Annotated in this window: 32 protein-coding genes; 30 read left to right on the top strand and 2 right to left on the bottom strand. The window is 61.7% G+C overall.

The genetic code is table 11. The features are described 5' to 3' along the window. The first annotated feature begins 10 nt into the window (after positions 1–10). From rpsS to rplQ, 25 genes are all read left to right on the top strand, one after another. Complete coding sequence (rpsS, locus tag ACTFPK_RS02265) at positions 11–292, top strand: 30S ribosomal protein S19 (RefSeq protein ID WP_026428282.1); 282 nt, start codon at positions 11–13, stop codon at positions 290–292. Between the two features lie 34 nt (positions 293–326). Beyond that, positions 327–707 (top strand): 50S ribosomal protein L22, encoded by a 381-nt coding sequence (gene rplV, locus ACTFPK_RS02260; protein WP_016443098.1) that lies wholly within the window; start codon positions 327–329, stop codon positions 705–707. Further along, positions 707–1540 carry a 30S ribosomal protein S3 gene (gene rpsC, locus ACTFPK_RS02255; RefSeq protein ID WP_274736036.1) on the top strand — a complete coding sequence of 278 codons (834 nt, stop codon included), beginning with the start codon at positions 707–709 and terminating at the stop codon, positions 1538–1540. Before rplV ends, rpsC begins: the two co-directional genes overlap by 1 nt. A 3-nt stretch (positions 1541–1543) precedes the next feature. Further along, a complete protein-coding gene (gene rplP / locus ACTFPK_RS02250) occupies positions 1544–1960 on the top strand; it encodes a 50S ribosomal protein L16 (protein ID WP_016443096.1) in 417 nt (138 codons plus the stop codon). Continuing rightward, positions 1960–2187, top strand: a complete 228-nt coding sequence (rpmC, locus tag ACTFPK_RS02245; RefSeq protein WP_016443095.1) for a 50S ribosomal protein L29 — start codon at positions 1960–1962, stop codon at positions 2185–2187. The genes rplP and rpmC overlap by 1 nt, the downstream gene beginning before the upstream one ends. A gap of 11 nt (positions 2188–2198) precedes the next feature. Then, positions 2199–2474, top strand: coding sequence for a 30S ribosomal protein S17 (gene rpsQ / locus ACTFPK_RS02240; protein ID WP_126134691.1), 276 nt, complete (start codon positions 2199–2201; stop codon positions 2472–2474). Positions 2475–2631: 157 nt separating this feature from the next. Then, on the top strand, positions 2632–3000 hold the full coding sequence (gene rplN / locus ACTFPK_RS02235) for a 50S ribosomal protein L14 (RefSeq protein ID WP_016443093.1): 369 nt from the start codon (positions 2632–2634) through the stop codon (positions 2998–3000). Then, the gene (rplX, locus tag ACTFPK_RS02230) at positions 3000–3341 is read left to right on the top strand and encodes a 50S ribosomal protein L24 (protein WP_274733334.1); all 342 of its coding nucleotides are present in this window, start codon (positions 3000–3002) and stop codon (positions 3339–3341) included. Before rplN ends, rplX begins: the two co-directional genes overlap by 1 nt. Continuing rightward, positions 3338–3889: a 50S ribosomal protein L5 gene (gene rplE / locus ACTFPK_RS02225; RefSeq protein WP_016443091.1), complete on the top strand. Its 552-nt coding sequence runs from the start codon at positions 3338–3340 to the stop codon at positions 3887–3889. The genes rplX and rplE overlap by 4 nt, the downstream gene beginning before the upstream one ends. 2 nt (positions 3890–3891) lie before the next feature. Continuing rightward, positions 3892–4077, top strand: a complete 186-nt coding sequence (locus tag ACTFPK_RS02220) for a type Z 30S ribosomal protein S14 (RefSeq protein WP_016443090.1) — start codon at positions 3892–3894, stop codon at positions 4075–4077. A gap of 54 nt (positions 4078–4131) precedes the next feature. Further along, entirely contained in the window at positions 4132–4530 is a 399-nt protein-coding gene (gene rpsH / locus ACTFPK_RS02215; RefSeq protein WP_026428278.1) for a 30S ribosomal protein S8, read from the top strand. Positions 4531–4548: 18 nt separating this feature from the next. Next, positions 4549–5085, top strand: coding sequence for a 50S ribosomal protein L6 (gene rplF, locus ACTFPK_RS02210; RefSeq protein ID WP_126134692.1), 537 nt, complete (start codon positions 4549–4551; stop codon positions 5083–5085). Next, positions 5085–5456 carry a 50S ribosomal protein L18 gene (gene rplR, locus ACTFPK_RS02205; RefSeq protein WP_016443087.1) on the top strand — a complete coding sequence of 124 codons (372 nt, stop codon included), beginning with the start codon at positions 5085–5087 and terminating at the stop codon, positions 5454–5456. Before rplF ends, rplR begins: the two co-directional genes overlap by 1 nt. Before the next feature lie 23 nt (positions 5457–5479). Then, positions 5480–6184, top strand: coding sequence for a 30S ribosomal protein S5 (gene rpsE / locus ACTFPK_RS02200; RefSeq protein WP_126134693.1), 705 nt, complete (start codon positions 5480–5482; stop codon positions 6182–6184). Further along, a complete protein-coding gene (gene rpmD / locus ACTFPK_RS02195) occupies positions 6184–6366 on the top strand; it encodes a 50S ribosomal protein L30 (RefSeq protein WP_026428275.1) in 183 nt (60 codons plus the stop codon). Before rpsE ends, rpmD begins: the two co-directional genes overlap by 1 nt. Then, positions 6366–6842 (top strand): 50S ribosomal protein L15, encoded by a 477-nt coding sequence (gene rplO / locus ACTFPK_RS02190; protein WP_126134694.1) that lies wholly within the window; start codon positions 6366–6368, stop codon positions 6840–6842. Before rpmD ends, rplO begins: the two co-directional genes overlap by 1 nt. Positions 6843–7123: 281 nt before the next feature. Continuing rightward, entirely contained in the window at positions 7124–8419 is a 1296-nt protein-coding gene (gene secY / locus ACTFPK_RS02185; protein WP_274733332.1) for a preprotein translocase subunit SecY, read from the top strand. A 71-nt stretch (positions 8420–8490) separates the two neighbouring features. Continuing rightward, on the top strand, positions 8491–9066 hold the full coding sequence (locus tag ACTFPK_RS02180) for an adenylate kinase (protein WP_126134696.1): 576 nt from the start codon (positions 8491–8493) through the stop codon (positions 9064–9066). A gap of 8 nt (positions 9067–9074) precedes the next feature. After that, on the top strand, positions 9075–9899 hold the full coding sequence (gene map, locus ACTFPK_RS02175) for a type I methionyl aminopeptidase (RefSeq protein WP_126134697.1): 825 nt from the start codon (positions 9075–9077) through the stop codon (positions 9897–9899). A 218-nt stretch (positions 9900–10117) separates the two neighbouring features. Continuing rightward, complete coding sequence (gene infA / locus ACTFPK_RS02170) at positions 10118–10339, top strand: translation initiation factor IF-1 (protein WP_016443080.1); 222 nt, start codon at positions 10118–10120, stop codon at positions 10337–10339. Between the two features lie 19 nt (positions 10340–10358). Further along, positions 10359–10475 carry a 50S ribosomal protein L36 gene (rpmJ, locus tag ACTFPK_RS02165; RefSeq protein WP_016443079.1) on the top strand — a complete coding sequence of 39 codons (117 nt, stop codon included), beginning with the start codon at positions 10359–10361 and terminating at the stop codon, positions 10473–10475. 127 nt (positions 10476–10602) lie between these two features. Next, positions 10603–10977, top strand: coding sequence for a 30S ribosomal protein S13 (gene rpsM / locus ACTFPK_RS02160; protein WP_026428270.1), 375 nt, complete (start codon positions 10603–10605; stop codon positions 10975–10977). A gap of 29 nt (positions 10978–11006) precedes the next feature. Continuing rightward, entirely contained in the window at positions 11007–11417 is a 411-nt protein-coding gene (rpsK, locus tag ACTFPK_RS02155) for a 30S ribosomal protein S11 (RefSeq protein ID WP_016443077.1), read from the top strand. A 189-nt stretch (positions 11418–11606) separates the two neighbouring features. Then, the gene (locus ACTFPK_RS02150) at positions 11607–12608 is read left to right on the top strand and encodes a DNA-directed RNA polymerase subunit alpha (RefSeq protein ID WP_016443076.1); all 1002 of its coding nucleotides are present in this window, start codon (positions 11607–11609) and stop codon (positions 12606–12608) included. Between the two features lie 31 nt (positions 12609–12639). Further along, on the top strand, positions 12640–13209 hold the full coding sequence (rplQ, locus tag ACTFPK_RS02145) for a 50S ribosomal protein L17 (protein WP_126134698.1): 570 nt from the start codon (positions 12640–12642) through the stop codon (positions 13207–13209). A gap of 116 nt (positions 13210–13325) precedes the next feature. On the opposite strand, the gene ACTFPK_RS02140 is transcribed toward rplQ, so the two are convergent. Further along, the gene (locus tag ACTFPK_RS02140; RefSeq protein WP_274733327.1) at positions 13326–14258 is read right to left on the bottom strand and encodes an ROK family protein; all 933 of its coding nucleotides are present in this window, start codon (positions 14256–14258) and stop codon (positions 13326–13328) included. Here ACTFPK_RS02140 and truA point away from each other — a divergent pair. The 5 genes from truA (at position 14257) to glmM (ending at position 19748) form a co-directional block, all read left to right on the top strand. Beyond that, positions 14257–15132 (top strand): tRNA pseudouridine(38-40) synthase TruA, encoded by an 876-nt coding sequence (gene truA / locus ACTFPK_RS02135; RefSeq protein WP_274733325.1) that lies wholly within the window; start codon positions 14257–14259, stop codon positions 15130–15132. The genes ACTFPK_RS02140 and truA overlap by 2 nt on opposite strands. A gap of 36 nt (positions 15133–15168) precedes the next feature. Further along, positions 15169–16674 (top strand): LssY C-terminal domain-containing protein, encoded by a 1506-nt coding sequence (locus tag ACTFPK_RS02130; protein WP_274733323.1) that lies wholly within the window; start codon positions 15169–15171, stop codon positions 16672–16674. 302 nt (positions 16675–16976) lie between these two features. Then, the gene (gene rplM / locus ACTFPK_RS02125; RefSeq protein WP_087070545.1) at positions 16977–17420 is read left to right on the top strand and encodes a 50S ribosomal protein L13; all 444 of its coding nucleotides are present in this window, start codon (positions 16977–16979) and stop codon (positions 17418–17420) included. A gap of 44 nt (positions 17421–17464) precedes the next feature. Then, entirely contained in the window at positions 17465–17953 is a 489-nt protein-coding gene (rpsI, locus tag ACTFPK_RS02120) for a 30S ribosomal protein S9 (RefSeq protein ID WP_126134702.1), read from the top strand. A gap of 448 nt (positions 17954–18401) precedes the next feature. Continuing rightward, positions 18402–19748 carry a phosphoglucosamine mutase gene (gene glmM, locus ACTFPK_RS02115; RefSeq protein WP_016443069.1) on the top strand — a complete coding sequence of 449 codons (1347 nt, stop codon included), beginning with the start codon at positions 18402–18404 and terminating at the stop codon, positions 19746–19748. Here glmM and coaA read toward each other — a convergent pair. Next, positions 19743–20774, bottom strand: coding sequence for a type I pantothenate kinase (gene coaA, locus ACTFPK_RS02110; protein WP_126134704.1), 1032 nt, complete (start codon positions 20772–20774; stop codon positions 19743–19745). The two genes, glmM and coaA, sit on opposite strands and share 6 nt — an antisense overlap. Positions 20775–20859: the final 85 nt, after the last annotated feature.

Raw genomic sequence — 20859 nt, 5'->3', positions numbered from 1 at the left:
GGATTAGCTGATGCCCCGCAGTTTGAAGAAGGGTCCGTTCGTCGACGAGCACCTCTACAAGAAGGTCGACGAGCAGAACGAGAAGAACACCAAGAACGTAATCAAGACCTGGTCGCGTCGGTCGGTTATCACCCCCGATTTCCTGGGTCACACCTTTGCAGTGCACGATGGACGCAAGCATGTGCCGGTATTCATTACCGAATCCATGGTTGGCCACAAGCTCGGGGAGTTCGCCCCGACCCGCACCTTCCGCGGGCACGACAAGGACGACCGAAAGGGCCGCCGGCGCTAAGCCGGGGCCTCGAGCGAGAGAGTAAGGCAGAACTATGGAAGCAAAGGCGCAGGCGCGCTTCGTGCGCGTGTCGCCCATGAAGGCCCGTCGTGTCGTGGACACCATCCGCGGCCGGCGCGCCCTGGACGCTATTGACGTACTGCAGTTCGCACCGTTTGCAGCCGCCACTCCGGTTCGTAAGATCGTGGAGTCGGCTATTGCCAACGCGCGCTACGCCGCCGAGCAGGCGGGGGAGCGCTTCGATGAGTCTGAGCTCTTCATCGGCGAAATTTACGCCGACGAAGGCCCGACGATGAAGCGCATCCAGCCGCGTGCTCAGGGCCGGGCGAACCGCATCAACAAGCGGACGAGTCACATCACCGTTATCGTTACCGACGAGAAGCCCAAGACCAAGAACCAGAGGAGGGCCCGCTAGTGGGACAGAAAGTCAACCCTATTGGGTTCCGTCTCGGCATCACGACCGACCACCGCTCCAAGTGGTTCGCTGATTCCACCAAGAAGGGGCAGCGCTACTCGGACTACGTCCTCGAAGATGTCAAAATCCGTGACATGATCGAAAAGACGCTCGAGCGCGCCGGTATTTCCAGCGTGCATATCGAGCGCCGCGCCGAACGCGTGGTTGTGGATATCCACACCGCTCGCCCCGGCATCGTCATCGGCCGGCGCGGTGCGGAAGCTGATCGCCTCCGCGCCGACCTCGAGAAGCTGACCGGCAAGGCCGTCCAGCTCAATATTCTCGAAGTGAAGAACCCGGAAGCTGACGCCCAGCTCGTAGCGCAGGGTATCGCGGAACAGCTCGCCTCGCGCGTGTCTTTCCGCCGCGCTATGCGCAAGGGTATCCAGTCCGCCGAGCGCGCCGGTGCCAAGGGCATCCGCGTGCAGTGCTCGGGCCGTCTGGGTGGCGCGGAAATGTCGCGTAGTGAGTTCTACCGTGAAGGGCGCGTGCCGCTGCACACCCTGCGCGCGAATATCAACTACGGTTTCTACGAAGCGCGTACCACCTTCGGCCGCATTGGCGTGAAGGTGTGGATTTACCGCGGTGATCTTACCGACGCTGAGTACTACCGCAGCCTCGCGGAAGCACCGCGCGGTGGGCGCGGAGGCCGTTCGGATCGTCGCGGACGTCGCGGCACCGGTCGCGGTCGCGGTGGCCAGCGTGGGGAAGCCCGCAGCGAACAGGCTCAGAGCCCGGCTACCGGAGCCGAAGCTCCGGTAGCCGCGCCGGAATCAACCGGAACGGAGGCATAACTCATGCTGATTCCTCGTCGTACTAAATGGCGCAAGCAGCACCGTCCGCACCGTAAGGGTATGGCCAAGGGCGGAACGCAGCTGGCTTTCGGTGAATACGGCATCCAGGCGCTCGAGCCGGCCTACATCACCAACCGTCAAATTGAAGCAGCTCGTATCGCCATGACGCGTCACGTCAAGCGTGGCGGCAAGATCTGGATTAACATCTTCCCGGATCGCCCGCTCACGAAGAAGCCGCTCGGCGTGCGTATGGGTTCGGGTAAGGGCCCGGTGGAAACCTGGGTTGCCAATATCAAGCCCGGGCGTGTCATGTTCGAAATGGCCGGTGTTGACGAGGCTCTCGCCCGCGAGGCCATGAGCCGCGCCCAGCACAAGCTGCCCATCAAGACCCGCTTTATCACCCGTGAGGAGGTTGAGTAATGGCTAAGGGACTGACCACCGCGGAACTCGACGCGATGACCGACGCGGAGCTTCTCGAGAAGCTTGCCGAGTCGAAGAAGGAACTGTTCAACCTCCGCTTCTCGGCGGTGACTCACCGCCTGGAGGACAGTGGCCGCCTGCGGGAAGTTCGTCGCGAGATTGCTCGCATTTACACCATTAAGAGCGAGCGGGAGAAGAACATTCGAACCGCTCCGGCCGCTCAGTAAGTGAGGATGAGATGAGCGAGAACGCAACCACTGAAACACGTAATCACCGCAAGACGCTGCGCGGCTACGTGGTCTCCGACAAAATGGACAAGACCGTTGTCGTTGAAGTTGAAGATCGCGTTAAGCACCCGCTATACGGTAAAGTTATTACCCGCACCAAGCGAGTGAAGGCGCACGACGAAAATAACGAGGTTCGCGTAGGCGATTTGGTCTCCATTATGGAAACCCGCCCGCTGTCCGCGACCAAGCACTTCCGGGTCGTTACGATCATCGAGAAGGCGAAGTAGTTAGGGCTTTCCTAGCTTTAGCGAATGTGACCGGCCTGAACGCAGGCGGCCCTCGCATGTGGGCCAAAGGCGTTTGGGCCGGCGCAGTTCGCGCAAACCCATTCGTTCGGCAAGGCTCGAATCCGAGAACCGGCACGACAATAGGAGATAGAAACACATGATCCAGCAGGAGACGCGGCTTAGCGTCGCCGATAACACCGGTGCCAAGGAACTTTTGTGCATCCGGGTGCTCGGCGGCTCCGGCCGGCGCTACGCCGGAATTGGTGACACCATCGTCGCCACCGTCAAGGATGCTATTCCGGGCGGAAACGTAAAGAAGGGCGACGTCGTCAAGGCGGTCGTCGTCCGTGCAGTTAAGGAAACGCGCCGCAAGGACGGGTCCTACATCAAGTTCGACGAAAACGCAGCCGTGCTGTTGAAGAACGACGGCGAACCCCGCGGCACCCGTATCTTCGGGCCCGTCGGGCGTGAGCTTCGCGATGCGAAGTTCATGCGCATCATTTCGCTGGCTCCGGAGGTGATCTAATGGCGAAGATTAAGAAGGATGATCTCGTCCAGGTTATCGCCGGGCGCGATAAGGGGATGCAGGGTCGCGTGCTGTCCGTTGACACCAAGCGTGAGCGCGTGATCGTGGAAGGCGTCCAGCGCGTGAAGAAGCACGTGCGCGTGGGGCAGACCTCGCGGGGCGGCACCACCGGCGGTATCGAAACCGTCGAGGCACCCATTCACATTTCGAACGTTGCCCTCGTTCACGATGGCAAGCCGATTCGCGTGGGCTACCGTGAGGTAGAAGTTGAGCGCGATGGCAAGAAGAAGATTGTCCGTGAGCGCATCGGACGCCGCGGCGGGAAGGAAATCGAACTGTGAGCGATACCCCCCGTCTCAAGGTGAAGTACCGGGAACACATCATCCCGGAACTCCAGGAAGAATTTAAGTACGTCAACGTTAACCAGGTTCCCAAGATCGTCAAGGTCGTGGTGAATATGGGCGTGGGTGATGCTGCGCGCGATTCCAAGGTGCTCGACGGCGCCGTCGCTGATATGACGGCGATTACCGGCCAGAAGCCGATGATCACCAAGGCCAAGAAGTCCATCGCGCAGTTTAAACTGCGTGAGGGCCAGGCCATCGGGTGCTTCGTGACCATCCGCGGCGACCGCATGTGGGAGTTCCTTGACCGGCTGATTTCCACCGCGCTGCCGCGTATCCGCGACTTCCGCGGCCTTTCGCCCAAGCAGTTTGACGGCAACGGGAACTACACCTTCGGTTTGACCGAACAGACCGTGTTCCACGAGATCGACCAGGACAAGATTGATCGCGTGCGCGGTATGGACATCACCGTGGTGACCTCTGCCGGGAGCGACGACGAAGGGCGCGCTCTTCTCAAGCATCTCGGATTCCCCTTCAAGGAGGCCTAAATATGGCAAAGACCGCTCTGAAGCAAAAGGCCGCCGGTAAGCAGAAGTTCGCCGTTCGTGCGTACACCCGTTGCAACCGGTGCGGCCGTCCGCATTCCGTTTACCGCAAGTTCGGCCTGTGCCGTATTTGCCTGCGTGAGTTGGCCCTGCGCGGCGAACTCCCCGGTGTTAAGAAGTCCAGCTGGTAAAGACTACGTCGCAGGTCCATCGGAAACCGCGACGAGGAAGGGCCACAGCCCAAAATGACAATGACTGACCCAATCGCAGACATGCTGACGCGTCTGCGTAACGCCAATTCGGCGTTCCATGAGTCGGTGTCTATGCCGTACTCCAAGATTAAGTCCCATATCGCGGACATCTTGAAGCGCGAAGGCTACATCGACTCCTACGAGGTGGAGAGCGCCCAGGTGGGCAAGACCCTCACCCTCACGTTGAAGTACGGATCTAACCGTGAACGCGCCCTCGCTGGCGTCCGGCGCATCTCGAAGCCGGGCCTGCGCGTTTACGCGAAGTCCACCAACCTGCCGCGCGTTCTCGACGGCCTGGGTGTGGCTATTTTGTCCACCTCCTCCGGCCTTATGACGGACCGTGAGGCCAAGGATAAGGGCGTTGGCGGGGAAGTCCTCGCTTACGTCTGGTAATGGGAAGTAGGTGCAATAATGTCTCGAATTGGTAGGCTTCCCATCGCTATCCCCAGCGGCGTCGATGTGTCGGTTTCCGGCCAGAACGTCACTGTCAAGGGCCCCAAGGGTCAGCTCGAGCTCTCGGTAGCCGAGCCGATCGCGGTGAATGTTGATGACAATACGGTTCTGGTGACCCGGCCGAATGACGAGCGCGAATCGCGTTCGCTGCACGGCCTGACCCGCACCCTCGTTGCGAATATGGTCGAGGGCGTCACCAACGGGTACAGCAAGGCGATGGAAATCGTCGGAACCGGGTACCGCGTGGTCGCCAAGGGCTCTGATCTTGAATTCTCGCTGGGCTACTCCCACACGATTCTTTTCGAAGCTCCGGAAGGTATCACCTTCACCGTAGCCACCCCGACCAAGTTCACGGTCTCGGGTATCGATAAGCAGCTCGTGGGCGAAACCGCCGCGAAGATTCGCAAGCTTCGTAAGCCCGAACCCTACAAGGGCAAGGGCGTCAAGTACGCTGACGAAGTTATTCGTCGCAAGGCTGGAAAGGCTGGTAAGTGATGGCTGTTACCATCAAGGGCAAGGGCAAGTACATCGCTCGTGCGCGCCGCCACTTCCGGTTGCGCAAGCGTATTTCCGGTACCGCCGCGCGGCCGCGTCTCGTGGTCTCGCGTTCCAACCGCCACATTTACGCCCAGGTTATCGACGACGTCGTGGGTCGCACTCTCGCGGCCGCCTCGTCCTACGAAGCTGACCTGCGCGAAGCGGAGGGTACCAAGACAGAAATCGCGCGGAAGGTCGGCGAACGTGTCGGTCAGCGCGCCAAGGACGCTGGGATCAGCGCCGTGGTCTTCGACCGCGGTGGCAACCAGTACCACGGTCGCGTTGCAGCTGTCGCCGAAGGTGCGCGCGAAGCTGGACTCGATTTCTAACGGCTGAGGAAAGGCAGAGGAAAATGGCTGCAGAGCAGCAGGATCCGGCCCAGAACGGCCGGGAAAATCGCAACGAAGGTCGTCGCGGACGCCGCGATAACCGTCGTGATAACCGCCGTGACAATCGTCGCGGTGAAGAAAAGAACGCTTATATCGAGCGCGTGGTGACCATTAACCGCGTTGCGAAGACGGTCAAGGGTGGCCGCCGGATGTCCTTCACCGCTCTCGTGGTGGTGGGCGACGGCAATGGCCTCGTGGGTGTCGGGTACGGCAAGGCCCGCGAAGTTCCCGCCGCTATCGCTAAGGGTACCGAGGAAGCGAAGAAGAACTTCTTCCGCATCCCGCGTATCGCGCGGACTATCCCGCACGTGGTGCAGGGCGAAGACGCCGCCGGCGTCGTGCTGCTGCGCCCGGCCGCTCCCGGTACCGGCGTAATTGCCGGCGGCCCGGTGCGTGCCCTCATGGAGTGCGCGGGTATTCACGATGTGCTCTCCAAGTCGCTCGGTTCCTCGAACGCGATCAATATCGTGCACGCCACCGTGGCTGCCCTCAAGCAGCTCGAGCAGCCCGAAGCGGTTGCTGCCCGGCGTGGGCTCCCCATCGAGCGTGTTGTCCCCGAAGCTATGCTGCGGGCGCGCGCCGAAGCGGAAGCCAAGGAACGCGAGATCGAAGAGGCCGAAGCCGCCAAGGCGGAAAATGAGGCCGCGGCCGCGGGAGTTGGTGCGTAATGGCAAATCTTAAGATCACCCAGGTCAAGGGTGTTGTTGGTGCGATCCAGCGCCAGAAGGACACCCTGCGCACGCTCGGGCTGCGTAAGATCGGACAGTCCGTTGTGCGCGAGGATACCCCCGAGGTGAAGGGCATGGTTCGCGCCGTGGCTCACCTCGTTACCGTGGAGGAGGTTGACTAATGGCGGAAACGGAAAAGGATTCCATCATTAAGCTGCACGACCTGCGTCCGGCTCCGGGTTCGAACAAGGCGAAGATTCGCGTTGGTCGCGGTGAAGGATCCAAGGGTAAGACGTCCGGCCGCGGTACCAAGGGTACCCGGGCACGTAATACCGTGCGTCCCGGTTTCGAAGGTGGCCAGATGCCGCTGCATATGCGCCTTCCGAAGCTGCGTGGTTTCAAGAACCCGTTCCGGGTTGAATACCAGGTCGTTAACGTTTCGGCGCTCGGCGAGCTCTTCCCGGAAGGTGGGAAGGTAACCTCGGCGGATCTCGTGGCCAAGGGTGCGGTTCGCAAGAACTCCCCGGTCAAGGTTCTCGGAACCGGTGAGATTTCCGTCAAGCTCGACGTCGAAGTGGAAGCGTGGTCGAACTCGGCTAAGGAAAAGATCGAGGCTGCCGGGGGTTCTATCTCCGCGCCGCAGGTCGAATCCAAGTAATACGCGCTGGCCGCACGGCCACCGTTTGACTGAGCACTCACCCACACTCTGTGGATGAACAGTGCGAAATTTGCTCGTCCCCGCTATTATGGCGGGGGCGAGCTTTTTTCTGGGCGCGGGCAGCGTTGCTGAAAGATTGCTTTCAGTGGCAAATACGCAGCGTTGCCAGTGCGCCGTCGTGCGTACTTTCCCCGAAAATACGCTTGTCCCCATTTCCGTCACCCGACGGTTCTCGACGATAACGGACTGCCCCGCGCGATCCGTCACCATCAGGAGGAATCTTGATTAAGGCTTTCGCAGCTGCTTTCCGCACCCCGGATCTGCGCCGCAAGCTGCTTTTCACCATGATGATTATGGTGATTTACCGCTTGGGTAGCTTCATCCCGGCTCCGTTCGTGAGCTTGAGCAATATTCGGGAGTGCACCACGCAGCAATCGGGCGCGCAGGATCTCATCGATATGCTCAACCTGTTCTCAGGCGGCGCGATGATGCAGCTTTCCGTTTTCGCCCTGGGAATTATGCCCTATATTACGGCCTCGATTATTGTGCAGCTGCTGCGTGTGGTCATCCCGCGTTTCCAGGAACTGCATAAGCAAGGCCAATCGGGTACCGCGAAGCTGACGGAATACACCCGCTACCTCACTATCGGGCTGGGCCTGCTCCAGTCCTCGGTCGTGGTAGCAACCGCGAACTTCACGCTGTTCGCCGGCTGTAAAGAACCGGTGATTCCGAACGCCACCTGGTGGACCTACACCATGACCATCCTCGCCATGACGGCCGGCACCGGCCTCATCATGTGGATGGCGGAACTCATCACCGAACGCGGGGTGGGCAATGGTATGTCCATCCTCATCTTCACCGGTATTTGCGCCGGTTTCCCCTCGATGATGGGTCAGATCTACGCCGGGCACGGGGTGGGCACCCTCCTCATCGTCATTGCGGTCTTCGCTCTCATCACCCTGGTTGTTACCTTCGTGGAGCAGTCCCAGCGCCGTATCCCTGTGCAGTACGCCAAGCGCGTTATTGGCCGGCGCACCTACGGCGGGTCCACCACGTACCTGCCTATCAAGATCAATATGGCGAACGTTATCCCGGTGATCTTCGCGTCCTCAATCCTCATGCTCCCCACGATGATCTCCACGTTCGGAAATCAGAATTCTTCCTGGGTGGTCTGGATTCAGCGCAATTTCCAGCACAACGGCTGGGCCTACATCCTCACCTACGCGCTTCTCACTTTCGCCTTCACCTTCTTCTACACCTCGATCGCTTTCGACACGGACGAAGTCGCGGACAATATGAAGAAGTACGGCGGCTTCATTCCGAATGTGCGCGCGGGTAAGCCCACTGCGGATTATCTCCACTTCGTCTCTAATCGCCTCACGTGGGTGGGCGCCACCTACCTCACCATCGTGGCCCTCATCCCGCTGCTGCTCTTCAGCGCGCTCGGTATTGTGCAGTCCGGTTTCGGCGGCACCTCCATCATGATTCTGGTGGGTGTGGGCCTCCAGACCGTCAAGGACATCAACGCCCAGCTCCAGCAGCGCCATTACGAAGGCTTCCTCGGCGGTATCCGCTAACGCGGCCTCGCCCCCTCTTTCCGGCGGGGCGCAGGCGCGCTCCGCACCGATAACACAGAAAGGTGCCACTCATGTCAGTACGTTTGATTTTGGTTGGCCCCCCGGGCGCGGGCAAAGGCACCCAGGCGGCCGGTATTGCGGAGCGTTACGGTATCCCGGCCATTTCCACCGGTGATCTTTTCCGCGCGCATGCCAAGGCTCAGGATGAACTGGGGCGCCTGGCCGCCTCCTACTCGGAAAAGGGCGAGCTGGTTCCCGATTCCGTTACGAACCAGATGGTGGAGGAGCGCCTGGGTGAAGCCGATGCAGCTGCCGGTTTCCTCCTGGATGGCTATCCGCGCAATCTCGATCAGGTGAGCGCCCTCGACGCCATGCTCGGTGAGAAGAACGTGGACGCCGTGGTGGAACTGCAGGCCGACGACGACGTGGTGGTCCAGCGCCTGCTCGGGCGCGCCCAGGAACAGGGCCGGGCTGATGATACGGAAGAGGTTATCCGCCACCGCATCGAGGTCTATCACGCCACCACCAAGCCGATTATCGATGCCTACGCCAGCCGCGGGCTCGTGGTGTCCGTCAACGGCCTGGGCACCGTGGAGGAAGTTGCTGCCGCTATTGATAGCGCGCTGAGCGATTTCTTGGGCCGGTAGGCGCAGCAATGATTAATCTTCGTTCCGAGGCGGATATTCTGGGCATGCGCCAGGCGGCGCTGGTGGTGCGCGCGATTCACGATGACCTGCGGGCCCACGTGGCAGCCGGGATGTCGACGGCGCAGCTCGACCAACGCGCCAAAGCGGTCTTGGAGGCACACGGAGCCGTCTCGAATTTTTACGGGTATTACGATTACCCGGCCCAGACCTGCATCTCGGTGAATAACACCGTGGTGCACGGTATCCCCAGCGAAGAAGAAATCCTGGAGCCGGGGGACCTGGTCTCCTTTGACTGCGGGGCTCTTCTCAACGGCTGGAATGGCGACTCCTGCTTTTCCATAGTCCTCCCGGGTGGAGATGAGAAGCAGATGGCTGCCCGCCAGCGCCTCTCCGACATCACGGAAGAATCCATGTGGGTGGGTATTGCGGCGATGGCGACCGGGAAATTTGTATCCGATATCGGGGCGGCCATTGATGATTTCGTAGTGAGCCAGGATCCCGAACCGGGTATTGTTGAAGAATTCACCGGGCACGGGATTGGGCGCGCCATGCACGAAGATCCCACGGTCTTCAATTACCGCACCCGCGGGCGCGGGCCCCGCCTCAAGGCTGGGATGGTGCTGTGTATCGAGCCGATTCTTACCGCCGGCTCCCAGGAGAACATCACCCTGGCCGATGGTTGGACGGTGAAAACCGCCGACGGCCAGGATGCCTGCCATTGGGAAAGCCAAATCGCTAAGCACGCCGGTGGTATTTGGGTACTCAACGAACCCGATGGGGGAGCGGCCCGCCTCGCGAAGTACGGAGTAGTTCCGGTTCCTCTCGGAGACTAGGCTGCGCCGTCGTACCGCTTCGCAGCGGGCATGCAGTTCCGGTACTGCGTCCGCGCCTCGCATACACGTGATCCATAACATCGAAGCCGCCCCTTACATAGGGGCGGCTTCGTGCAGTAGTATTGGACGTCGGTGCCGTGTGCCTGTATGGCGCACGCCTGCGCACCGATTTTGATGCCCCGCACAATCCGGTGTGGGCAACACTGTTAGCGAGGAACATGGCGAAGAAAGACGGCGTCATCGAAGTTGAAGGTAGCGTGATTGAAGCGCTGCCCAACGCGATGTTCAAGGTCGAGCTGGAAAACGGGCACGAAGTTCTGGCCCATATTTCCGGCAAAATGCGTCAGCACTACATTCGTATCCTGCCCGAGGATCGGGTGGTTGTAGAGCTCACGCCCTATGACCTGAACCGCGGGCGGATTGTCTACCGCTACAAGTGATCAACAAGGAAAGTTATTCATGAAGGTCAAGCCGAGCGTTAAGCGCATTTGCGATAACTGCAAGGTCATTCGGCGCCACGGTCGCGTCATGGTGATCTGCAGCTCGAATCCGCGCCATAAGCAGCGTCAGGGCTAAATGCCCCGTTGCACCAGCACTGTTAGCCGCAAGGCAACCCCCGGTCCGGAGGCCGGGGCTCACGGAATAGAGACCCGTGGGAACAGCAGTGCCCGACACCTCCGGCATAACTAAGGGAGCTAAGAAATTGGCACGTCTCTCCGGCGTTGATCTCCCCCGCGAAAAGCGGATTGAGATCGCGCTTACTTACATTTTTGGCATTGGACGCACCCGCGCCCACGAGACCCTCGCCGCTACCGGGGTGAACCCGGATACCCGCGTGCGCGATCTCACTGAAGACGATCTGGTGAAGCTCAAGAACCATATCGACGAGAACTACAAGGTTGAAGGCGACCTGCGCCGCGAAGTCCAGGCTGATATTCGCCGCAAGATCGAAATCGGTTCGTACCAGGGCCTGCGTCACCGTCGCGGCCTGCCCGTGCACGGGCAGCGCACCAAGACCAACGCGCGCACCCGCAAGGGCCCCAAGCGCACCGTGGCCGGTAAGAAGAAGGCCAAGTAGGCTTCGTCGTAGTTCAGGAGAAATAGATTATGGCTCGTCAGACTCGTTCTGCTAACGCCGGTGCGCGCCGTCCGCGTCGCAATCAGCGTCGTAATGTCACCGTGGGTCAGGCCCACATTAAGTCCACCTTCAATAACACCATCGTGTCTATCACCGACCCCACCGGTGCGGTTATTGCTTCCGCCTCCTCCGGGATGGTTGGCTTCAAGGGCTCGCGTAAGTCGACTCCCTACGCCGCGCAGCTCGCTGCGGAAAATGCCGCGCGTCAGGCCATGGAACAGGGCATGAAGAAGGTTGATGTATTCGTCAAGGGTCCGGGTTCCGGGCGCGAAACCGCGATCCGTTCCCTGACCGCCTCCGGGCTGGAAGTCACCTCCATTTCCGATGTGACTCCGCAGGCCTTCAACGGGTGCCGCCCGCCCAAGCGCCGTCGCGTCTAGTTGCGGCGCGGTGCGTTGCGGCGTCGCCTTTGTAGGTACGACGCCGGCGCAGAGGCCACGGCCTCTGCGGCACCCCTCCCAGGGCGCGAGCTTTGACAGGAAAAGCCGTGCCCGCACCTCGCGGACAGACAGAGTTTCGCGAGGGTACGCAAACCTCATATAGCGGTTGTTTGCGGAAAGGAAAGAATCGTGCTCATTGCACAACGTCCCGTTCTGAGTGAAGAGAAGATCTCCGAATTCCGCTCCCGGTTCGTCCTCGAGCCGCTCGAGCCCGGATTCGGGTACACGCTGGGTAATTCCCTGCGCCGTACCCTGCTGTCCTCCATCCCCGGTGCTGCGGTCACGTCGATCCGCATCGATGGGGTGCTCCATGAGTTCTCCACCATCCCCGGTGTGAAGGAAGATGTTGCGGAAATCATCCTCAACCTCAAGGAACTTGTTGTCTCCTCGGATAACGACGAACCGGTCCTCATGTACCTGCGGAAGACGGGCCCGGGCGAAGTGACCGCCGCGGATATCACCCCGCCGGCGGGCGTGGAAATCCTCAACCAGGATCTCCATATCGCCACCCTCAATGACAAGGGCAAGCTCGAAATCGACCTCACGGTTGAACGCGGGCGCGGGTATGTTTCCGCGGCTCTCAACAAGGGCGATAACGATGAGATCGGCCGCATTCCGATTGACTCGATCTACTCGCCGGTGCTCAAGGTTTCCTACAAGGTGGAAGCCACCCGCGTGGAACAGCGCACCGACTTTGATCGCCTCGTGGTTGATGTGGAAACCAAGGAATCGACGACGCCGCGGGACGCTCTCGCCTCTGCCGGCAAGACCCTCGTGGAGCTCTTCGGCCTGGCGGTGGATCTCAATGACGAAGCCGAAGGCATCGAAATTGGTCCGGCTCCGGTCACCGAGCAGCGCTCCTCGGATCTGCAGCGTCCGATCACCATCCTCAACCTGCCGGCACGTTCCCAGAACTGCCTGCAGCGCGAAGGTATCCATACTATTGGGGAACTGGTGCAGCGCTCGGAAGCCGACCTGCTCGATATTCGCAACTTCGGGGCGAAGTCCATCGATGATGTCAAGGATGAACTGGCGAAGATGGACCTGAGCCTCAAGGATTCCGGATCGAGTTTCCTCGGTGGCGGATTCGATGACTACGGGATGCAGTTCAGCGACGATTCTCAGGCCTGAGCAGCCACATAATTTACTAGGAGAGTAGACAATGCCTAAGCCCACCAAGGGTCCGCGCCTCGGCGGCAGCCCCGCCCACCAGCGCAAGATTCTTGCCAATCTGTGCAAGGAACTTATTCATCACACGTCGATTAAGACCACCGAAGCGAAGGCTCGCGCGGTGCGTCCTCATATCGAAAAGCTCATCACGAAGGCGAAGAAGGGTGATACCCACAATCGCCGCCTGGCCCTCAAGGTGCTCGGCGATCGTGAAACCGCCTACATCCTCTTCGAGGAACTCGCCCCGCTGTTCGCGGAACGCGAGGGCGGCTACACCCGCATCACCAAGGTGGGCAACCGCCGCGGTGATAACACCCCGATGGCCGTTATTTCGCTGGTGACCGAGAAGGTCTCCCCGAAGCAGGCGGTTGTCAAGGAAGCGGAAAAGGCCGCCGAGCGTGCCGCTGCCGCGGAAGAAGCCGAAGCTGCAGAATCTGCTGAGTCGGCTGAATCTGCTGAAAGTGCGGAGTCCGCTGAATCGGCCGAAAGCGCAGAGTCGGCCGAGTCGGCCGCCAGTGCGGATGAAGCTGCGGAAGCCGAGAAGGCTGAAGAAGCTAAGTAAAAGCCTGCGGTAGGTCCGGCTGTTTGACTGGCCGGGCCGTCCGGGAAGCTTGAGAAAAGGGCTTCGGAAACATGAGTTTCCGGAGCCCTTTTCTGTACGCCAGAGAAGAAGCGCGCCTATCCCTCCGCCCGGGCACGTTCGGAGGCGGCCACTAAATCCCAGGCCCGCACCCCGCCGCTCATGCCGGCCGCATTGGGAATAAATACCACGGAGCTGCTTAGCCGTTCGCGTACCGTATCGGTTATGCGTGCCGCGTTGCCGCCCCCGAGGTAGAGGGTGTCCCAGCGGATTACCGGGTAGAGCGATTCGATAGCGCGCGCCACCTGCCGGCTCCACGCAGCGTCGCCCAGGCGGATACGTTCGATTTCACCGATCACGTCATCGTAGGTGAGTCCCCACCGCAACGGCGCGTGGGAAAACTCCAGGTGGGGGGCCAGCACCCCGTTATCGACGATTGCATTTCCCAAACCGGTCCCGAAGGTCAGCACCACTTCCAGGCCCTGACCGGTCACGGTCGCGGCGGCGGCCACTTCGGCGTCGTTGAGAACCAGAGTGGGGCGCGAAAAGCGCGCGGCGAGGGCGGTACGAATATCCAGGCCGTTCCAGGCTGCCTCCATGTCCGGGTCGAGGCGGGTATGCGGGCCGGCCCGGCGAATGTAATGCGGGGTATACACCACAACGCCGTGGCGTAACATTCCGGGCATGCCCACCGTGAGTCGCTCGAAATCAGCGCCCTCGGCGCGCAGCGCGGCGGCATCCGCGGCAATGATATTTTCGAGATCTGCGGGTGAGAAGGGGTAGCGGACCGGGGTACGGCGAGCGGGTCCGATCTGGGTGCCGGCCGCGTCTAATAGCGCTGTTTTGATGCCGCCCCCGCCGCAGTCCACCGCGAAGGTGCGCGGGCCGGAGGCCGCGGCTGCCGGGGTGGTAGTGGCGGCATCCTCCGGGCTGGGCGCGCTTGCGTAAAGCGGTGCGGTGCCGCGGGGGAGGGCCGGCTCCTCGTTCTCCGGTATGCGGGCGATGGGCTCGGCGTGGGAAACTGGATCCATGAGTGACACGCTAGCGCAAAATCTTCGGCTTCGGCTTGATCTTTCCTACGACGGTACCGAATTTCACGGTTGGGCGGCGCAGCCGGGCCTGCGTACCGTGGAAGGAACACTCTCGGAGGCGCTCGGCACGGTCCTGCGGGTACCGGTCACGCTCACGGTGGCCGGCCGGACCGATGCGGGGGTGCATGCCCGCGGGCAGGTCGCCCATATGGATGTGCCGCGGGAGGTGCTCGCCGCGGTGCAGGGGCGCTCCGTGGAGGCGCCTACCCGGGTGCTGGTGCGCCGGGTGCAGGGTATGCTGGCTCGCGGTGCGAGCGGTCCGCGGGGGAGTGCCGATATTGTGCTGCATAGCACCCGTGTGGTTTCTCCTGATTTTGACGCGCGTTTTTCGGCGGTTTCGCGCGAATACACGTACCGTATCGCGGTGGGTCACTTCGATCCTTTACGACGACGCGACGTCCTCTGGCTGGCCGGTCCGCTGGATCTCAATGCGATGCGGGAGGCCGCGGCCTCCCTCCTGGGCGAACACGATTTCCTCTCCTACTGCAAACCTCGCGCGGGAGCGACGACGATTCGGGAGCTCCTGGCGCTGGACGTTGCCGAGGAAGGCGAGTTGGTGACCATCCACGCGGTCGCGGACGCGTTTTGCCATTCCATGGTGCGTACCCTCGTCGGCTCGCTGCTCCGGGTGGGTGAGGGACAGCGCGACGCCGCCTGGCCGGCCCGCCGCCTACGCGAAGCGAGCCGGGATGGGGAAGTGGTGGTAGCTCCGCCCCATCCGCTCACCCTGGAACGCGTGAATTACCCCGAGCCCGGTGAATGGGCCGCGCGCGCGGAGGCTTCGCGGGCCATCCGGATGCTGCTGGAGGACTAACCGAGAGCGTCGTAGGCCCCGGGTAAAATCGATAACGTGACTCAGGAACAAAGCCAAGCTGCGCAATCAACGCCGGTACGCTCGGTGCGGCACAGCGCTGACCAGCGCTGGCCGGTTCCCTCGCGCCCGCCCGCCTATGCGCGCCTGCCCCGGCAGCCGCTGCGGCGGGGTTTCCCCCTCTATGCCGTATTGGCAGGGCTCTTCGTCGTCGTCGCTCTTATCTATAGTTTCTGGTTGGCCGTGCTCCTTTTGTTGCGCGGGTTGCCCGGGCAGCCGTTGTGGTGGCTGCACCTGCTGGTGTTTTGGGCGCTCGCGGCGTATTTCGCTTTCCCGCGGCTGCATCAGCTGTTTTCGCTCATGTACGTGCCGGATTATTTCTTCGGGCGCACCAAAACTGCTGACGGTATTCTCGGGGACCCGGTCAATATTGGCTGGGAGGGGAGCGAGGCGGATATTCACGCGGCTATGCGGGCCGCGGGCTGGATCGAAGCCGAACCCATTACTTTCCGCACGTCCTGGCGTATTATCGTGGCCGCGGTGCTGCGCCGCTCCTATCCTTCCGCGCCGGTCTCTGATCTGTATTTATTCTCCCGAAAGCAAGAATTCGCCTACCAGCAGGAAGTGGACGGAAATGCGGCCCAGCGCCACCACGTGCGTTTCTGGCGCTGCCCGCCGGATTGGACACTCCCGGGCGGGGAACGGATCACCTGGCTCGCTGCCGGAACTTTTGATCGTAGCGTGGGCCTGTCTATTTTCACTGGGCAATTCACCCATAAAATTGACCCGAATATCGATGCGGAACGGGACTTCATTATCAATACGGTGCGCTACGCGGATCCCGAAAGCCACGTGAGCGTTATCGAGCAGTATTTCAACGCCTATAGTTCGCGCAACGGCGGCGGTGATGAGATCCAAACAGATGGCGATCTGCCCATCCTCGATGTCACCGGGGCGGCCGCGCGGCTGGAGGAACGCCAACCGGATGCGCAGGGAACGTGCGGCCAAGGCGGTGCCGGCGCGGGAGGGGCTGCACTTCCGGGTCACCAGCGAGCGGGCCACCGGCGAACGGGCGATCAGCGTTTGGGGCCGCGGCGCGGTGGCTCCGAGGGCAAAGCGGGGTGGCGTAACTCAAGTGTCATGGCAGAAAAAGCCACTGAGTTGGCACGTAATGCTGCTGAACATCGCGTGCCGCCCGGGGCCTTGCTCTTCTCCGCCGTGGCGATCACGGTGCTGCTCGGCACCGCGCTGGTCACCGATATGATGCCCGCCTCCGCGGTGGACGTGGTGCTCTACCTGGTCATGCTGCTGCTTTTGCTCGGGGTAGCAAACCATTCCCGGGTGGCCTGGGTGTTTTTCCTCGCCTGTGAGGCAGGTATCGCGCTGCTCTATCTCTTGCTGGCAACCACGGGGGCAACCGCGGCCATGTACCCGGCGGGGATCTCGGTGCTGGTGGTCTTGGCTATTACCGCGCCGCATGTGCGCTTGTGGGTGACGGAAGGCCGGGCCGAACCCGTGGTGGACCTGCCCACTCCTATTTTGTAGCGCACTCGCGGCCGGGGCGGCGCGGCGGAAAGCGCGTGCGCACGAAGGTGAGGCGGCGGGCCCGTGCGGCGTCGTCGTACTTCCACGCGCAAGCGCCGGTGGAGTACCTCACAGCGCTGGTAAAGCTTTGACCGGTATAGGTGCTACGGGTATGATAGAGCGTTGTTGTCCATACCATCGGCGCGATGCTTATTCCCACTCGTCGCGCGCTGTGAAGGGCACATCTAACTTTTGACCGTTACGGTTTCGCCCGCCACCACGGCGGATGTTCGGAACCAATATCAGAAACGAAGGCTACGCACGTGCGCACGTACACTCCTAAGCCCGGCGACATTGAGAAGAAGTGGTACATCATTGACGCCACCGATGTTGTCCTCGGGCGCTTGGCAGCTCAGGTTGCCGCCCTGCTCCGTGGGAAGCACAAACCGAATTTTGCTCCTCACATGGATACCGGCGATTTCGTTATTATCACGAATGCGAGCAAGGTGACCCTCACGGGAAGCAAGGCAACGCAGAAGATGGCTTACCGGCATTCCGGTTACCCGGGGGGCCTCAAGGCTACCTCGTACGCCGAACTCCTTGCCTCGAATCCCGAGCAGGCCGTTATTAAGGCGGTGCGCGGCATGCTTCCGCACACGTCTCTCGGACGCCAGCAGCTGAAGAAGCTGAAGGTTTTCGCCGGCGCTGAGCATCCGCACGGAGCTCAGAAGCCCGAACCTTACGAGCTGAAGAAGATCGCCCAATAAGCGAGTCGCGTTCGGCCGCTTTTTTCGGAACAGGATTTACATCAATGTCAGAAACTCATGTTGACACCCAGGTGGAGGAGGAGTTCAGCGGCTCCTACACCACGGAGACCGAAACCGCTAAGGTTGGTCAGGGTGTATCCGCCGCTGTCCCGGGTCAGGCACTCGGCCGCCGCAAGGAAGCCGTTGCCCGCGTCCGGCTCGTCCCCGGCTCGGGGGAATGGAAGGTAAACGGTCGAGACCTGGCCGATTACTTCCCCAATAAGCTCCATCAGCAGCTCGTGAAGTCCCCCTTCACCCTGCTTGATCTCGAAGGCCGTTTCGACGTCATCGCCCGTATCAACGGCGGCGGCACGTCCGGCCAGGCCGGTGCGCTGCGTCTTGGCATCGCCCGCGCCCTCAATGAAATTGACCGCGAAGCGAATCGCCCGGCCCTCAAGAAGGCCGGCTACCTCACCCGCGATGCTCGCGCGGTGGAACGCAAGAAGGCCGGCCTGAAGAAGGCCCGCAAGGCTTCGCAGTTCTCCAAGCGTTAAGCTGTGGCGCTATGCCCCTAGCTGGGCGCCGCGCTCGCGTCTTACAAGGGAGGTCCCGATCCGGGGCCTCCCTTGTTGCATGTGGCGTGGGTGCTTATGCTCCCTACTGGCGCGCGGGCTCTAGCGATTCTCCTAGACACATAATGCAACTCTAGCTACATAATTAATTGGATTACATGTCGTGGGGTTGCATTGTGTGGTGGGTGTTGTCGTGGGGTTGCATCCTGTGCTCGGCTGCATTCAACCGTCCACTCCGCGTTCCTTTTTCCGCCAGCCGGCCGCGCGCGTTACAGTAGAACACAGCGCACCCGCGGTGCCAGCAGCAGCCGGCAGTAACTATCGGCTCCACGCCGGGCTGTCCATAGCGGCCGCCGCCGCGGGCGAGGTCAGAATATGAGGGAAGAACAACACGGCGCGGCCTGGCCGCGCCCCAGCGAAAGGCTGAGCAATGCCACGACTTTTTGGAACAGACGGCGTTCGCGGACTCGCAAACCGCGCTCTCACGGCGGATCTCGCGGTGAAATTGGGTGAAGCCGCAGCTCGGGTTCTCACCCGCGAATTCGATGGGGAAGGCCGACCGCGTGCGGTTATTGGCCAGGATTCTCGTGTCTCGGGCGGGATGCTCTCGCAGGCCGTGGCTGCCGGGCTAGCTGGGGCCGGGGTGGATGTGGAACATGTGGATGTTATCCCCACCCCCGGTATCGCTTTCCTCACCGCGGAAGGTGGCTATGACCTGGGCGTGATGATCTCCGCGTCCCACAACCCCATGCAGGACAACGGCATTAAATTCTTCGCCAAGGGCGGCTTCAAACTCGAGGACAGCCTCGAGGACGAAATCGAAGAACTCCTCGGCACGGATTGGGGCCGCCCCACCGGCGCCGGTATTGGCCGTATTAGCGATACCGCGGAATTCGGGGATCGGCTCTACCTCGACCACCTCACCACGGCGATTACCACCCGCCTGGACGGTCTCACTATCGTCACGGATTGCGCGAACGGTGCCACCTCCGCTATCGCCCCCGAGGCGCTGCGCCGCGCCGGAGCGAAGGTTATTGTTATTAACGCTGATCCTTCCGGCTACAACATCAACGACGGCTGCGGCTCCACCCACCCGGAGGCTCTTCAGCGCGCCGTCGTGGATAACGGTGCCGATTTCGGGGTGGCTTTTGATGGCGACGCGGACCGCTGCCTGGCGGTCGATCACGAAGGCAAACTCGTGGACGGCGACCAAATCATGGCGATCCTCGCTCTTGCTCTCAAGGACGCCGGCAAACTCGCGCAGAACACCCTCGTCGTTACGGTCATGTCCAACCTGGGCCTGCTGCTCGCCATGAAGGAGCACGGCGTGCGCACGGTCCAAACCGGGGTGGGGGACCGCTATGTCCTTGAGGAGATGCGCCGCGGGGGCTACAGCCTGGGCGGCGAACAATCCGGCCACGTCATTTCTCTCGAAAAAGCCACCACCGGCGATGGCTCACTCACCAGCCTGCTCCTCGCCCAGCAAGTTGCGGCATCCGGGCGCAGCCTGCGCGAACTCGCCAGCGTGGTTACCCGCCTCCCGCAGATTCTCGTCAATGTGCCGAATGTGGATAAAGCCGCGGCCTCCACAAACGAGCAGGTCCAGCGCGCGGTCCGTGAGGCCGAGGAACGCTTGGGGGAGACGGGCCGGGTGCTGCTGCGTCCCTCGGGCACCGAGCCGCTGGTGCGGGTCATGGTTGAGGCTGCCACCCAGGAAGAAGCGGACGCCGTGGCCCACGAACTCGCAGACGTGGTGGCCACGAACCTCGCGCTATAACTTACGCAAGTGAATGCGCTGCACCCGGTGGTCGGCACCCTTGCAGAGCATGATATCGGCGCGCTCACGGGTGGGCTGGATATTTTCCAACAGATTGGGAAGGTTGATGGCGTTCCAGATCTCGAGGGAACGGGCCCGCAATTCTTCGTCCGGCATATGGGCGAATTGGTGGAAATAGGCGCCGGGCAGGTTAAAGGCGACGTCGCGCAATTTGAAAATACGCGAGAGATACCAGGTTTCTAGATCCTCGGGGGAGGCATCTACGTAAATCGAGACGTCGAAGAAATCGGAGACCGCGGTGAGGTTCCCGGTGTAGAAAGCAGGATCCGTGGGGGTGAGGCGCGCCGGAGAACCGGCTGGAGAACCGGCCGGGCAGCCGGATAGTTTTCCGGCCCCGGTGCGCCCACCTGCGGCAAGCAGCGGCGGCTGGAGCACATTAAGCCCTTCCAGGATGAGAATATCCGGGTGGGCCACCACCTGGTGCTGGCCGGGCACAATATCGTAAATCACGTGGTCGTAGCGGGGAACTTCCACGCGCTCTTCCCCGGATTTGACCCGCCGCAGAAAATCGAGAAGGGCGGCGTGATCATAGGATTCCGGGAAGCCTTTGCGGTCCATGAGGCCACGTTCGGCCAGCACCGCATTGGGGTAGAGGAAGCCGTCGGTGGTCACCAGATCCACGCGGGGAGTGTAGGGCCAGCGGCGCAGGAGCTCTTGGAGCAGACGCGCCGTCGTCGATTTCCCTACCGCAACCGACCCGGCAATCCCGATCACAAAAGGCGTGCGCTGTTCCCGCAAGCCCAAAAAATCGGAAGTTTTGCGGTGGAGATCGCCGATTTCCTGGGCGTACATTTGCAGCAACGCGGACAGCGGGCGGTAAATAGCGTCCGCTTCGGCTAGGTCAATCGGGTCGCCAAGAGCTTTTAGGTGGCGCACATCGGTGTGCGTGAGGGGGAGGGGCGCGTTTTTAGCAAGGGCGCTCCATTCGTCGTGCGTGAACGTGACGAGGTGACGGTTGGACTCCATGGGGCCAGCCTACTAGTTGGGCGCGCGGTTGCGCGGCCCGGTTGCGCGCCCCGTTTCGGCGGTCCGGTTGCGCGCCCCGTTTCGG

Source organism: Actinotignum sp. UMB0459, assembly GCF_051905915.1.
GTDB classification, from domain to species: Bacteria; Actinomycetota; Actinomycetes; order Actinomycetales; family Actinomycetaceae; genus Actinotignum; species Actinotignum sanguinis.
This window is presented reverse-complemented; position numbering and strand designations above follow the sequence as displayed.

Bases quoted from the DNA above. Each gene is read 5' to 3' on its own strand.
- rpsS (WP_026428282.1), top strand. From the start codon at position 11: ATGCCCCGCAGTTTGAAGAAGGGTCCGTTCGTCGACGAGCACCTCTAC.
- rplV (WP_016443098.1), top strand. From the start codon at position 327: ATGGAAGCAAAGGCGCAGGCGCGCTTCGTGCGCGTGTCGCCCATGAAG.
- rplP (WP_016443096.1), top strand. From the start codon at position 1,544: ATGCTGATTCCTCGTCGTACTAAATGGCGCAAGCAGCACCGTCCGCAC.
- rpmC (WP_016443095.1), top strand. From the start codon at position 1,960: ATGGCTAAGGGACTGACCACCGCGGAACTCGACGCGATGACCGACGCG.
- rpsQ (WP_126134691.1), top strand. From the start codon at position 2,199: ATGAGCGAGAACGCAACCACTGAAACACGTAATCACCGCAAGACGCTG.
- rplN (WP_016443093.1), top strand. From the start codon at position 2,632: ATGATCCAGCAGGAGACGCGGCTTAGCGTCGCCGATAACACCGGTGCC.
- rplX (WP_274733334.1), top strand. From the start codon at position 3,000: ATGGCGAAGATTAAGAAGGATGATCTCGTCCAGGTTATCGCCGGGCGC.
- ACTFPK_RS02220 (WP_016443090.1), top strand. From the start codon at position 3,892: ATGGCAAAGACCGCTCTGAAGCAAAAGGCCGCCGGTAAGCAGAAGTTC.
- rpsH (WP_026428278.1), top strand. From the start codon at position 4,132: ATGACAATGACTGACCCAATCGCAGACATGCTGACGCGTCTGCGTAAC.
- rplF (WP_126134692.1), top strand. From the start codon at position 4,549: ATGTCTCGAATTGGTAGGCTTCCCATCGCTATCCCCAGCGGCGTCGAT.
- rplR (WP_016443087.1), top strand. From the start codon at position 5,085: ATGGCTGTTACCATCAAGGGCAAGGGCAAGTACATCGCTCGTGCGCGC.
- rpsE (WP_126134693.1), top strand. From the start codon at position 5,480: ATGGCTGCAGAGCAGCAGGATCCGGCCCAGAACGGCCGGGAAAATCGC.
- rpmD (WP_026428275.1), top strand. From the start codon at position 6,184: ATGGCAAATCTTAAGATCACCCAGGTCAAGGGTGTTGTTGGTGCGATC.
- rplO (WP_126134694.1), top strand. From the start codon at position 6,366: ATGGCGGAAACGGAAAAGGATTCCATCATTAAGCTGCACGACCTGCGT.
- ACTFPK_RS02180 (WP_126134696.1), top strand. From the start codon at position 8,491: ATGTCAGTACGTTTGATTTTGGTTGGCCCCCCGGGCGCGGGCAAAGGC.
- map (WP_126134697.1), top strand. From the start codon at position 9,075: ATGATTAATCTTCGTTCCGAGGCGGATATTCTGGGCATGCGCCAGGCG.
- infA (WP_016443080.1), top strand. From the start codon at position 10,118: ATGGCGAAGAAAGACGGCGTCATCGAAGTTGAAGGTAGCGTGATTGAA.
- rpmJ (WP_016443079.1), top strand. From the start codon at position 10,359: ATGAAGGTCAAGCCGAGCGTTAAGCGCATTTGCGATAACTGCAAGGTC.
- rpsK (WP_016443077.1), top strand. From the start codon at position 11,007: ATGGCTCGTCAGACTCGTTCTGCTAACGCCGGTGCGCGCCGTCCGCGT.
- rplQ (WP_126134698.1), top strand. From the start codon at position 12,640: ATGCCTAAGCCCACCAAGGGTCCGCGCCTCGGCGGCAGCCCCGCCCAC.
- truA (WP_274733325.1), top strand. From the start codon at position 14,257: ATGAGTGACACGCTAGCGCAAAATCTTCGGCTTCGGCTTGATCTTTCC.
- ACTFPK_RS02140 (WP_274733327.1), bottom strand. From the start codon at position 14,258: ATGGATCCAGTTTCCCACGCCGAGCCCATCGCCCGCATACCGGAGAAC.
- rpsI (WP_126134702.1), top strand. From the start codon at position 17,465: ATGTCAGAAACTCATGTTGACACCCAGGTGGAGGAGGAGTTCAGCGGC.
- glmM (WP_016443069.1), top strand. From the start codon at position 18,402: ATGCCACGACTTTTTGGAACAGACGGCGTTCGCGGACTCGCAAACCGC.
- coaA (WP_126134704.1), bottom strand. From the start codon at position 20,774: ATGGAGTCCAACCGTCACCTCGTCACGTTCACGCACGACGAATGGAGC.